This is a genomic window from Streptosporangium pseudovulgare, assembly GCF_014648055.1.
GTDB lineage: Bacteria > Actinomycetota > Actinomycetes > Streptosporangiales > Streptosporangiaceae > Streptosporangium > Streptosporangium pseudovulgare.
Map to the genome: position 1 here is coordinate 135,263 of NZ_BMQJ01000018.1, position 12,033 is coordinate 147,295.

Annotated in this window: 13 protein-coding genes and 1 pseudogene; 9 read left to right on the top strand and 5 right to left on the bottom strand. The window is 70.0% G+C overall.

The features are described from left to right. Window positions 1-10: 10 nt before the first annotated feature. Entirely contained in the window at window positions 11-355 is a 345-nt protein-coding gene (locus tag IEZ10_RS30355; RefSeq protein WP_189249945.1) for a hypothetical protein, read from the top strand. Window positions 356-517: 162 nt separating this feature from the next. Here the strand turns inward: IEZ10_RS30355 and IEZ10_RS39385 are convergent. Then, window positions 518-652: pseudogene (locus IEZ10_RS39385) on the bottom strand (IS5/IS1182 family transposase); the annotation flags it as partial. A 143-nt stretch (window positions 653-795) separates the two neighbouring features. On the opposite strand from IEZ10_RS39385, the gene IEZ10_RS30360 reads away from it, so the two are divergent. Then, on the top strand, window positions 796-1,638 hold the full coding sequence (locus tag IEZ10_RS30360; RefSeq protein ID WP_189249946.1) for a phosphotransferase: 843 nt from the start codon (window positions 796-798) through the stop codon (window positions 1,636-1,638). Window positions 1,639-1,889: 251 nt separating this feature from the next. Here the strand turns inward: IEZ10_RS30360 and IEZ10_RS30365 are convergent, their stop codons facing one another. Next, window positions 1,890-2,231, bottom strand: coding sequence for a cupin domain-containing protein (locus IEZ10_RS30365; protein WP_189249947.1), 342 nt, complete (start codon window positions 2,229-2,231; stop codon window positions 1,890-1,892). 271 nt (window positions 2,232-2,502) lie between these two features. Further along, window positions 2,503-3,744 carry an MFS transporter gene (locus IEZ10_RS30370; protein ID WP_229811798.1) on the bottom strand — a complete coding sequence of 414 codons (1,242 nt, stop codon included), beginning with the start codon at window positions 3,742-3,744 and terminating at the stop codon, window positions 2,503-2,505. Between the two features lie 44 nt (window positions 3,745-3,788). Between IEZ10_RS30370 and IEZ10_RS30375 the strand changes: the two genes are divergently transcribed. Together IEZ10_RS30375 and IEZ10_RS30380 are read left to right on the top strand one after the other, a co-directional pair. Then, a complete protein-coding gene (locus tag IEZ10_RS30375; RefSeq protein WP_189249948.1) occupies window positions 3,789-4,016 on the top strand; it encodes a transposase in 228 nt (75 codons plus the stop codon). Between the two features lie 415 nt (window positions 4,017-4,431). Continuing rightward, window positions 4,432-5,121, top strand: coding sequence for a DUF4097 family beta strand repeat-containing protein (locus IEZ10_RS30380; RefSeq protein WP_189249949.1), 690 nt, complete (start codon window positions 4,432-4,434; stop codon window positions 5,119-5,121). A 180-nt stretch (window positions 5,122-5,301) separates the two neighbouring features. On the opposite strand, the gene IEZ10_RS30385 is transcribed toward IEZ10_RS30380, so the two are convergent. Further along, a complete protein-coding gene (locus IEZ10_RS30385) occupies window positions 5,302-6,606 on the bottom strand; it encodes an MFS transporter (RefSeq protein WP_229811799.1) in 1,305 nt (434 codons plus the stop codon). 477 nt (window positions 6,607-7,083) lie between these two features. Here IEZ10_RS30385 and IEZ10_RS30390 point away from each other — a divergent pair, with 477 nt between their 5' ends. Next, on the top strand, window positions 7,084-7,602 hold the full coding sequence (locus tag IEZ10_RS30390; protein WP_189249950.1) for a GNAT family N-acetyltransferase: 519 nt from the start codon (window positions 7,084-7,086) through the stop codon (window positions 7,600-7,602). Window positions 7,603-7,703: 101 nt separating this feature from the next. Here the strand turns inward: IEZ10_RS30390 and IEZ10_RS30395 are convergent, their stop codons facing one another. Continuing rightward, complete coding sequence (locus IEZ10_RS30395) at window positions 7,704-8,447, bottom strand: TetR/AcrR family transcriptional regulator (RefSeq protein WP_189249951.1); 744 nt, start codon at window positions 8,445-8,447, stop codon at window positions 7,704-7,706. A gap of 86 nt (window positions 8,448-8,533) precedes the next feature. On the opposite strand from IEZ10_RS30395, the gene IEZ10_RS30400 reads away from it, so the two are divergent. From IEZ10_RS30400 to IEZ10_RS30415, 4 genes are read left to right on the top strand one after another with little or no spacing between them, the layout of a single operon-like run. Beyond that, on the top strand, window positions 8,534-10,027 hold the full coding sequence (locus IEZ10_RS30400) for an MDR family MFS transporter (RefSeq protein ID WP_229811800.1): 1,494 nt from the start codon (window positions 8,534-8,536) through the stop codon (window positions 10,025-10,027). Further along, window positions 9,987-10,406 carry a DsbA family oxidoreductase gene (locus IEZ10_RS30405; protein ID WP_189249973.1) on the top strand — a complete coding sequence of 140 codons (420 nt, stop codon included), beginning with the start codon at window positions 9,987-9,989 and terminating at the stop codon, window positions 10,404-10,406. Before IEZ10_RS30400 ends, IEZ10_RS30405 begins: the two co-directional genes overlap by 41 nt. Continuing rightward, the gene (locus tag IEZ10_RS30410) at window positions 10,396-10,983 is read left to right on the top strand and encodes an NADPH-dependent FMN reductase (protein ID WP_189249952.1); all 588 of its coding nucleotides are present in this window, start codon (window positions 10,396-10,398) and stop codon (window positions 10,981-10,983) included. The genes IEZ10_RS30405 and IEZ10_RS30410 overlap by 11 nt, the downstream gene beginning before the upstream one ends. A 17-nt stretch (window positions 10,984-11,000) precedes the next feature. Then, window positions 11,001-11,750 (top strand): SDR family oxidoreductase, encoded by a 750-nt coding sequence (locus IEZ10_RS30415; protein WP_189249953.1) that lies wholly within the window; start codon window positions 11,001-11,003, stop codon window positions 11,748-11,750. The last annotated feature ends 283 nt before the right edge of the window (window positions 11,751-12,033 follow it).

Genomic DNA, 12,033 nt, shown 5'->3' on the forward strand with positions numbered 1-12,033 from the left:
GCTCCAGAACATGCACAGCACCCTGACGGAGCACGCCCGGTGTCTCTACGGAGACGAGTACCGACCTACGCCGGAGTGCGGCCTCGACCATCAGGAGCGCTACTTCCTCGAGGAGCTGACCTTCGCCGACGCGGATTCGATCCTGGCCATGCTGCGTGAGCTCTGCCCGCACGTGGCCGACGGCCATCTGCCGGTCTGGGTCCGCAACCTGTCCTATCGGCTGGTGCTCTTGCAGCGACCGGACGAGCCGGCGCTGATGCGGGAGGCCGCCGCGAGCCTGTGGTCGCACGGACCGGACTGGGACGGCATCGCAGCGGACCTGACGCGGCGGGCGGACGCTCTGGAAACGGGCTGATCATAGCTTGGGCCGGAGGCGGATCGAGGCCACGGTGACGGTGTCATGGAAGACGTGAGCGCGTTCGTCATGCCGCACGGCCCTCCCCGGAAAGGTGGATCCCGCAGATCGGACCACCCCGGGAGCGTCCGGGCCCTTCGCCGGAGCGGCGCTGCCGAGGTGGCCCGTACGGATCCGGAATAGAATCCCGTCGACCACCCCGCGGTGGTCGCTCCAACGACCACCCCGGTGCCCGGACTTCGGCGGACGCGACGCAGGTCGCGCCCACCCGTCATGTGTCAGATCGCCCCGCCCCACGACCGGAACAACGACCTCAAGGCAAAAGCAAGACGGTCACATGATCCGCCGGACGGAACCCAGCCTTCCCCTTCCCCAGGCGGCCCCGGCGGACGGCGCCGGGAGACCACGAGCATCGCAACGACATGGATTCCAGAGAAGATATGACCGACAGCCCCACGCCCGCCGCCCCGACCACCGGCGAACTACTGGAGATCGCCGACGCCCTTCTCCCCGGCCGCTCCCTGGACGACGCCCGGATCACGGAGGGCAATCTTCACCACGTCGTCCTCCTCCCAGGAACGGCAGCCGTACGGGTGAGCAAGCGTCCGTCGTCGGCGCAGGAGATGCCGCGCCGCATGGAGGCGCAGCGGGAGATCTCCCAGGCCGGGCTGCCCTTCGCGGTGCCGGAGCCGCTCACGCCCGTGACGCGGTTCGGCGAGCGTACGGCGGTCGCCGTCTCCTGGATCGACGGTGAGGCACAGCCTGAGGGACAGGGCGACCCCGGCCAGATCGGGAAACTGCTGCGCGCCGTGCGAGAGGTCACCGTCACTCCGCGCCTGAGGCGGCTGCTCAACGCCCCGGGAGAAAAGGGCTGGGCCGAACTCCTGGCCGAGGAGGTCATTCCGCGTCTGCCGGACAGATGGCGGGACGAGTGCCGCACGCGTCTGGAAGCGGCGCGGGACCTGGAAGCCGTACCGGACGCACTGGTTCACGGCGATCTGTGCGGCGCCAACGTGCACTGGAGCCGCAACGGCCAGCTGATCGGCGTCCTGGACTGGGACCAGGCGCATCTGTTCGACCCCGCCATCGACGCGGCCCTGATGGCCTGGCACGGCTGGGACACCATCAAGAAGGCGGTGGACCCCGAGACCTGCCGGCGCGCCCGCATCTACGACGCCCCGTTCGGCGTCGGGCATCTCGTCGGAGTCTTCGACGGCCGCCCGCTGACGAACGTCGAGGGATACGTGCGCAGCATCGTCGCCTGGCTTGAGAAGAACGCCTAGACGGCCGAGCCGGGAGCCTGCCACAGGGTGCGCCCGATCCGCTCCGCGCCCTCATCGCCGCGCGGCCGCGACGGACACGGCCGGCCGCCCGACGACGGCCGCGCATCGTTGTCGCGACCGGGTCGGGGCGCTGCCGCGGTGGTGGTCGACCAGGCCCGGGCCGGCCGCCCGCGGGGTCTCCTCCCGCACGTACCACTCCTGCGTCCATGCCGAGGTGTCGTGGGAGACCCCGCAGGCTTCCGGCATGCGCGTCAGGGCCGTGAGTCCGTACGCGAGCCGTAGGCCGGGCCGAACACGACCAGCAACGCCAGATCCTCGGTGACGTCCACGAAGCGGTGTTCCTCGCCCGCCGGGACGAAGACGACCGCTCCGGGACCGACCTCCGCCTCACCGCCCGGCGTCACGATGCGGGCCCGGCCTGCGGTCACCACGTAGATCTCGTCCTCGGTGTGCGGGCTCTGGGTGTCGGCCCCGCCTGCCGGGATGCAGTACGTCCCCACCGACAGATCCGGCACCCTGAGCTGCTCGACCCAGTCATTGGCGGCTCCGGCAGCAGGCTGCGCCCACTCCCCCGCGCCCTTGATGATCTCCATGGCGGCGACCATACCGGGCAGGCCGATCCCCGGACTCACCATCCCGAGCTCGGCGATGGTCTCACATCATCGAGAGGGCTTCGTGACGCCGCGTTTCGTCGCCCGCCGTCGGCCCGGCCGAGCCGGCCGCACTACGCCGCCTGGCCGACGCCGGCACCTCGGTCACCGAGGCCGCCCGCACCCTCGGGATCGGCCGATCCATCGCCTACGCAGCACTCGTGCGACGCCGACCGGCAGCCATCCCACCCTGATTCCCGCCCGTCGGCGTCCCTCATCGACGTGTTGAGCGTTCTGGACGACGGCGCTCACGTAGCAGCCGGCCGCCGAGCAGGACCGCGCAGGACCCGACGGTCAGCAGCCCGCCGGCGAGGAAGGTGCCCCGTACATCGGCGAGCGGCAGGACCAGTCCGCCAAGCGCGGCACCCGCCGCGATGCCGGCGTTGTAGGCGCCGGAGTTCGCTGCGAGGGCGATGTCCGTACGGCCCGGCGCGCAGTGCAGCATCGCGTTCTGCGTGGTCATGAACACCGGCCCGAGTGCACCGCCCACCAGCATCAGGAACACCGCCGCCGCCACCTGATGAGCGCCGAACGCATACAGGCCGAGCATGCCCACCGCCTGCGTGGCCACGGCGACGGTCAACGCGGACTGCGGAAAGCGGTCCAGAAACACTCCGGTGATGCTTACCCCGGCCAGACACGCGACACCGAAGACCACGAACAGGACGCTGACCGCGCTCGGGGAAAACCCGCTCACGTCGCCCAGGAACGTCACGATGTAGGTGTATCCCGTGAACGCCCCGGTGGCGGACAAGGCCCCGGCCGCCAGCACCGTCGCGAACCGCCGCACGTCGGGACTGCTCGCGTACGCGGCGGGCTCTTCTTCCGGGCGCGAAGTCGGCAGCAGGACGGCGATCGTCACCAGAGAGACGAGCCCCAGAGCCGCCAGCGTGGCGATGGGTACCTGCCAGTCACTCCGCTGGCCCAGCCAGGTCCCGGCAGGAACACCCAGCACGAGAGCGAGCGAACCGGCGACGGACAGCGCCCCGACCACCCGCCCCCGCACCTCGGACGCGAACAGACCCACCGCGACCGGTCCCATCACGGCCCAGAACAGCGCCTGGGCGAGCGCGGTCAGCAGCCGCGCCACGAGGAGCAGCCAGTAGGAGACGGCCAGCGCCGCAACGAGACTGGACACCACGAGCGCGGCCAGCAGTCCCGTGAGCACATAGCGCCGGGGCACGGCCCGCACGACGTGGGCAAGCGGCACAGACGCGATGGCCACCGTCACGCCGTAACCGGTGACCAGCAGACCGACCGCCGACAGGGACACCCGGAGGTCTTCGGAGATGAGCTCCAGGAGGCCGACCGGCAGGTTCTCTGCGGTGTTGAAGGTGAGAGCGGCCAGCATCAGGGCCCCGAGCACCGCCAGCCTGTGCCAGGGAGCCGGTTGCCGCGTGATCGCACCGTCTTCTCCGATCCTCGCGCGTTGTACCTGCTCGGTAGCACCGTCCATGCAGGCACCTCACCAGGCGCATCAGTCCCGCCGCAACCGGATTCATGGGGCTGCACCGACCGGCGGACCAGCCGCATCGCGCCTGCAAGGGGCGCAACGTGGTGGAACGGTGTTTCGCCAAGCTCAAGCAGCGGCGAGCCGTCACCACCTGCTACGACAAGCTCGCCGGCCGCTACCTCGCGGGTGTCACCATCGCTTCCCTGCTGCTCTGGCTCCGCCACACCGCCTCCCACACCCCGCACGGGATGAACCGGGAGAAGAGCGCGACGTAGGTGTCGGAGATGTAGTGGTAGGCGATACCGCCGACCCCGCCGCCCTCCAGCAGCGCGACCACAACACCGAGTAGTTACCCAGCGCTGCACGCCACCTGGCGGTAGTCATACGAGAACAGGGCCGGGTAGAGCGTTGCCGCAGGCCACAGGGGGTGACTGCTGCGGTGCGCGCCTCTGGGTCCCGGTCCGGGCGTTCAAGGATGAGTCCGGCACTCGGCACCACTGATACGGCGCACCTTCCGGAGTACCGGTGTCTCGCCCATTCCCTGAAATGGCTCCCTTGACCGCGAACGGACAGGGTCGCCGGCGCCGAGGGCATGCCCCGCTGCCGGATCACGGGATGGGGGTTCTCCCCGGGAACCGTCGGGGGAATCCCTGATGCGGGTCGGGGGGAATGTCGGACAGGATCGACGACATGAAGATCACCGCGATCGCGGGCGGCCTGCTGGCCTCCGCGATGCTCCTGACCGGGTGCGGCCTGGACGCCATCGGCAAACCGAAGAATGAGGAAACCAACACGTACCAGGTCAAGGAGAAGGTACAGCAGCTTCACCTCAGAAGCGGCAGCGGGAACGTGACCGTCACCGAGTCGGACACGACGTACGTCAGCGTGGCCGAGAGGCTCTACTGGAGCAACGACAAGCCGCAGGCCAGGCACAAGGTGGAGGGCGACATGCTGTCCGTCTACTACGACTGCCAGAAGTCGTGGGGCACCTGCGGGGTCGAGTACAAGGTGGAGATCCCCAAGGGGGTCCAGGTCGACCTGGATGCCGGCTCAGGTGATCTGACACTCAGGTCACTCACCGGCCCTCTGGACCTCAAGGTCGGCTCCGGCGACATCGAGGGCGACGGCCTGGGCGGAAAGAAGCTCCTCGCCGAAGCGGGGTCCGGCGACGTCACCCTGAAGTACACGGCCGCACCGGACGGCGTCGAACTGTCGGTCGGCTCGGGCAACGTCGTGCTCACCGTCCCCGATGAGGCCTATGACGTGAACACCAGGACGACATCCGGTGACGCGAACATCTCGGTCAGGAAAGACAGTTCCTCACCGCACAAGATGTCGCTGACCGCGGGTTCCGGAGACGTCACCGTCTCGGCTGGATAACCGGCTCCGTGGCCTGCGGCAACGCTCTGCTTCAAGGCTCATCGCACGGACCCGGGCGGAGGGCCTGCCCCGGCGTACCCTCGAACGCCCGGGGCGCCGAAAGAGCGGGAACCGTGGAGCAGGTCAGTAGCCGAGTCCGACTCGCCGCCCAGGCCGCCGCGCCGAATTGTCGGACACGCCTTAGGCGGGGGCGCGCGGGGCCTTGTCATCGGTTGAAGTGTCGTCCCCGGCCGCGGAGGCTTCTCCGGTGAAGTGGCGCAACTGTGGGCTGAGCGCGGCTACAGCGGCGGTCAGACCGAGCAGTCCGCCCAGCACGATGAGCGCCGCCGCGCCACCCAGAGTCGCAGCCAGTGCCCCGCCGAGGACGGGCCCGAGGGGCTTGAGCGCCATCGCGCCCATGCTCAGGACCGCGCCCATCCGGCCGAGCATCGCTTCCGGCACCATTCGTGCGACCACCACGTTCATCACCACGTTCAGTGAGGGCGTCGACAAGGTGATGAACACCAACGGGATCATCGGCCACCACGCTCCCCAGGGCAGTGCCGTGGCCGCCAGCGCGGCACCGAAGACCGTCACGACGGCCAGCAGTAGTCTGCCGGGAGGCAGGAGCCTGCTGATGCGGCCCGACAGCAGCGCACCGGTCAGTCCACCGATTCCGAGGCCTGCCAGGACCGTGCCGGTGACGCGCGCATCACCGCCGCGTTCGCCGACGAGCACAATGAGCGGGATGAGGAACGCTCCGCCCAGCAGGTTGAGGATCATCACCGCTGCGGTGACCTCCCGCAGGCCATGCCGGCGCCACAGCCAGGCGACGGCCTCAGCCGCTTCCCGGCGCATGCTACGCCGGATCGGCCGCTGCTCCTCGCCGTCATCTCGGGCGGAGGGTTGCGGCTCGCCCGCCGGGCGGCGCGGCACCTTGGCAAGAGCGTAGAAGAGCGTGGCGGCAAGGAAGGTGATGGTGTCGACGACGAAGGGCACCGCCCGCCCCAGGCCGTACAGCAGGCCGCCGAGCGGAGGGCCGATCAGCCCGGCCGCGTGGGTACGGGCCTCCTCCTGCGCATAGGCACTGTGCAGTTGGCCCGAGGGGACGATGCCGCGGATCGCCGTCTCCTGGACGGGACCGATGAACGCGACGCACAGCCCGTCCAGCACTGCCAGTGTGATGAACTGCCAGACCTGCACATGGCCGGTGATGATGAGCGCCGTCAGCAGTGCGGAGGCGATCGCCTGGAAGCCCTGGGCCGTGATGAGCGTGCGGCGGCGGTCCCACCGGTCCACCCAGACGCCGGCCGGTATCTGGACCGCGAGGAAAGCGACGGTGCGGGCGCCGGCGACGGTGCCCGCCAACCCGGGCGAGCCGGTGAGCGCCAGCACCAGCAGCGGCATGGCGAGCCTGGTGAGCTCCGACCCCAGCTCGGAGACCGCGCTGCCGATCCACAACAGCTGAAAACGCACGTTCTTGCGCAGCGGGACGATGTCTGTCACGAAGCGTCTTCCTTAGATGCGGGGCGCGGCCACCCGGCCTCAGGCGCCGATTTCGGAGGCGAAGGCTGCGCGGGTTCCGGCTTCGGACAGGCACGGGCGGAACCCGGAGAAGATACCGACCGGAGATGACGCTGTCTACTGAATAAAGCGGCTGGGGACACATGTGCTTTCCACATCGGAAGCGGACCCATGAAGACGGTTGTCACCCTTTGGCGCAGGACCAGCCGGTAGAGGCAGTTGATCGAAATCACTTCGCGGTCGCCGCAATCGCACTGACATGTCCTCACCGGTGGCCAGGTCTTGCCGTCCGGGCTGAACGCCACCGGGCCGCCGCCGAGGGCGAGATGTCCTTGGCCGACCGGGCCGCCCGACCGGCTGGGGGTGGATCCGGCCGTTCTCGCCGAGTACGGCCGGCGGGAGCAGACACGCAGCGCTCATCGCCGGACGCAGAGGGAGTCGGTCTGGCAGGGTTCGGCTATGGGTGATCATGGACTGGATGACGGGGTGGTCCGGCTTCGCGAGTGGGCCGATGAGGATGCCGGCTGGTATGCCGAGAGCACGCGCGACCCGCTGATCCAGCGGTTCACGACGGACTCGCCGACGCTGGATTCCGCGCAGGTGCTGGCAGCGATCGTCCGGTTGCGGGAGTCCGGCGACGAGGAGGGCTTCCTCATCTGCGACTCGGTCACCGGGCAGCGGCTGGGCAACATCGCGCTGCGGCATGACGGTCAGACCGGGGAGATCTCCTACTGGGTGGCCGCCGAGGCGCGCGGACGCGGGGCGGCGACCCGGGCCGTGGCCCTGTTCAGCGCCTGGACCTTCCAGAACGTGGGCCTGAGCGAGCTGTGGCTTCGAGCTCATCGCGACAACGTCGCCTCACAACGGGTGGCATCGCGCACAGGGTTTCGCCGGGATCCGCAGTGCGACAGGACGCAGGAGGCGAAGGGCGAGGTGTGGCCGATGCTCGGCTATGCGCTGTCCCGGCCCGCATCCTGACCGGGGACGAGCTCACGCGACGTTCGCATCGACGATGACCCTGCGCGGGCGCCCGTCCCGCGGTCCTGGGCGTTCTGGTCCACCGCGTTCCATCTTCCCGATCAAGGAGAACAGAGCGATGGGATGAGCGCGGCGATGGCGTCGAGGATGCGATCGAGTCCATGCCGGAAGCGTTCCTCGGGGGCGAGGTGGGCGGTGCGGGAGTCGAGAACCGATCGGTTGAACAGGGGGAAGGCGCCGGATTCGACGACCTGGCGGACGTACGGTCCCATGTAGTCCCGCTTCCAGCGCTCGGGGTCCAGGCCGGTGCGGCGGGCCTCCTCCAGCCAGCCGATCTCGCGGCGGATCGCGCTGTGCACGTAGTCGTTCAGCATGCCGACGAAGCCGGTGATGTCGTCGATGTCGAGCCCGGTCCCGCTGAAGGCGCCGAGTGCGAACTCGTGCACGCGCAGCAGGCTGGGGCCCAGCGTGGGCCGGCTGGTGAGCAGCGCGATCAGCCAGGGATGGCGCAGGCCGACGGCGCGGATCCGCCGGCCCAGCAGCGTCAGGTCGCCGCGCCAGTCACCGGACGGGCCGTCGGGAAGCTCGATCCCGCTCATCGCCAAGTCGATCATGAGGTCGAACAGGTCGTCGCGCCGGGGAACGTAGCGGTAGAGCGACATGGCGCCGGTACCCAACTCGCCTGCGATCCGCCGCATGGTCGCGGCCTCCACCCCTTCGGCGTCGGCGATCCGGACGGCCGTCCGGGTGATCTGCTCGCGACTGTAGCCGGGGCGCCGTCCCGGTCCGGAGCGCTCGTGCCCCTCCGGCTGCATCCAGATGCTGGTCGCGCCCTCGTCGGCCATGGACACCCCTCCCTCTCCATTTGCGTACATGGTACCTGAATGGTTATGGTCCATTTCACGTACGAGGTACGCGAAATGGAGGACGTGTGGATCGATCTCTTCGTGCGGGCGTGATCGGCGTGATGCTCGGCATGATCACAGCCCCGTTGGACGGCATGATGCTCGGGCCCGCGTTGCCGGCGATCGTGAAAGAGCTCGGCGGACTGGAGTACTTCTCCTGGGTGGCGACGGCCTATCTGATCTGCATGGCCGCCTCGACGCCGATCTGGGGGAAACTCGGCGACCTGTACGGCCGCAAGGCGGTCTACATGGCCGCGATCGTGATCTTCCTGCTGGGCTCCGGACTGTCGGGGATGGCGCAGGACATGATCCAGCTCGTCGGCTTCCGGATGGTGCAGGGGCTGGGCGCGGGCGGGCTGATGACCGGTGCTCTGGCGCTGATCGGCGAGCTGGTGCCACCCCGGCACAGCGGCCGGATCATGGGGCTGTTCGGGGTGATGATGCCGATCGCGTTCATCGCCGGGCCGCTGCTCGGTGGCCTGTTCGCCGATGTGGGCTGGCGGTGGGCGTTCTTCGTCAACCTGCCGATCGGTGCGGTCGCCCTGCTGCTCATCGGTGCTGCCGTGCGGCTGGAGCGGCGCCGGATCAGGGCCCGGATCGACTATCTCGGGGCGCTGCTGCTGACGGTGGTACTGGTCGCGCTGAGCCTGGTCGCCGGTTGGGGCGGCACCCGGTACGCCTGGAGTTCGACTGCGATCCTGGCCTTGGTCCTGATCGGGCTGGCGGCGGTGGGCGTCCTGCTGGTCGTGGAACGGCGCGCGGCCGAGCCGATCGTCCCGCTGCACCTGTTCGCCGACCGCAACTTCACCCTCGCCCAGGTCATCCGCTTCCTCGGCGGCGTCGGCATGGTGGTGGCCGCCACCTTCCTTCCCCAGTACATGCAACTCGTCCACGGCGCCTCACCGATCACCAGCGGCCTGCTGATCCTGCCTGCCATGCTCGGCATGGTCGCCGTGCTGATCGGCACCGGCAGGCTGATCAGCCGCACCGGTCGCTACCGGATCTACCCGATCCTCGGTGGCGCCACCGTGACGGCCGGCATGCTCGCGCTGCTCCTCCTGCGCCCCGGCGTCGATCTGGCGCTCGCCTCCGCCCTGACGCTGATCGGCGGCCTCGGGGTGGGCCTGCTGATGCAGTCCACCACGATCATCACCATCAACAGCGCCGCGCCGCGCGACATGGGGTCGGCCAGCGGCTCGGTCACCCTCTGGCACACCATGGGCGCCTCGCTGGGCGTGGCCGCCCTGGGCGCCCTGTACACCGCCCGGCTGCAGGACACCCTCATCGACCGCCTCGGCGCGGCGGGCGCCGGCCGGATCACCTTGACGCCCGAGGCGCTCCTGCGGCTCACGCCCGCGGCCCGGGAGGCGGTTCGCCTCGCCGTCTCCGACGGCATCCACGTCATGGCCCTCGGCGCCGCCGCGCTGGGCGCCCTCGCCTTCGCGCTGGCCTGGTTCATCCGCGAGGTCCCCCTGCGTGATGGCGCCCCATCGGCCGAGCCCGCCACCGCGGCCGTGTGAGGGCCTGCGGCTGGAGTACGGCAAGGCGATCGCCACCGGCACCTTCGACGCCCACCGCCTGATCGCCGACGCCGCGCGACAGGGCAAGGCCGAGCTCATGGCCGAACACCTGTTCCGCGCCCATTTCACCGACGGGCTGCACATCGGCGACCCCGCCACGCTCGCCCGGCTGGCCGCTGAGGCCGGTGTCACCACCGGCCACGTGCCGTCCACCGGAGTGCGCGCCCGGCTCGACCGCGTGCGCCGACTCGGCATCACCGGCGTGCCGGTCTTCCTCATCGAGAACCTGCCCCCGCTCACCGGATCCCAGACCGGGACCACATCGCCGGCGGCCCTGCGACAGGCCGCCATCACGAACGGAGAACACCATGACCACTGACCCGCTGAGGCTGGCCGTCATCGTCGGCAGCGTCCGCGAAGGCCGCTTCGGCCCGACCGTGGCCGGCTGGTTCGCCGGCCAGGCCGCGTCCCGCCCGGACCTCGACGTCGACGTGATCGACCTGGCCCAGGTGCCGATCGGCGGGGCGGCCCCGTCGATGTCCGCGCCCGCGCCGGTGCTGAAGGCCCTGGGCGGGCTGACCCCGCGGCTGACGGCCGCCGACGCGTTCGTGGTGGTCACCCCCGAGTACAACCACAGCTACCCGGCCGCGCTGAAGAACGCCATCGACTGGCACAACCAGCAGTTCCACGCCAAACCGGTGGCGTTCGTCTCCTACGGCGGCATCTCCGGAGGCCTGCGCGCGGTGGAGCACCTGCGCGCCGTCTTCGCCGAACTGCACGCCGTCACCACCCGCGACACCGTCAGCTTCCACGGCGCCTGGGAGTGCTTCGACGGCAACGGACAACCGAAGGACCCGACCGGCCCGGCCGCGGCCGCCAAGACCCTGCTGGACCAGGTGACCTGGTGGGCGCGCATCCTGCGCGACGCCAAGACCACCACCCCCTACACCGCATAAAACAGAAAGGCATGATCATGACGACATTGACCGGCAAGACCGCGCTGGTGACCGGCGCCAGCCGGGGCATCGGCCGCGCCATCGCCACCCGGCTGGCCCGCGAAGGCGCCCGCGTCGCCGTGCACTACGGCGGCAACCACGCCGCCGCCAAGGACACCGTCGCCGCCATCGAAGCGTCCGGCGGGCGGGCCTTCGCCGTCCAGGCCGAACTGGGCGCGCCCGGCGACGCCGAAGCCCTGTGGGCGGCCTTCGACGCGCACGCCGCCGGGCTGGACATCCTGGTCAACAACGCGGGCATCCTCGGCGGCCAGAGCGAGATCGACGGCGTCACCCGGGAGGGCCTTGAGCGCCTGTTCGCGGTCAACACCACCGCCCCGTTCCTCATCACCCAGCAAGCCCTGCCACGACTGCGCGACGGCGGGCGGATCATCACCGTGGGCACCATGCTGACCCGCGGGGCGGCCATGCCCAGGGCGATCGATTACGCCATGTCCAAGGCCGCACTCGACGTCATGACCGTCGCCCTGGCCAAGCAGCTCGGGCAGCGCGGCATCACAGTCAACCTCGTGGCCCCCGGCGTCATCGACACCGACATGCACCAAGGACGCCTGGTCGGCGAGGCCCTGGCCTGGCTGTCGTCACAGACGCCCCTCGGCCGGCTCGGCACGCCGCAGGATGTGGCCGACACCGTCGCCTTCCTGGCCTCCGACGACAGCCGCTACGTCACCGGACACCGGCTCGACGTCTCAGGCGGGACGACCATGTAGACCCGCGCCATCGACGAGGCCCGTGACCAGGTCGGCGTGCTCGGCGGTCAGCCGTCGGCATCATCTCCTCCTCGAAGGGAGGAGATGATGCCGACGGGCATACTCTGCGACTGGACCTGCCGGTTCTCCCGCTCCACTGTGTCCTCAGGTTTCGCCCGCCGGCCGCGCCCGGTAGGCCGCGACCTGTGTCCCGTGAAGAAAGTGAGGTATCCGTGGTCAACCGGACGGCTTCGCCTGCCGCTCGTCCCCCGCGGCCGCCCCGGGCGCAGGCCGGTGCGCTGCT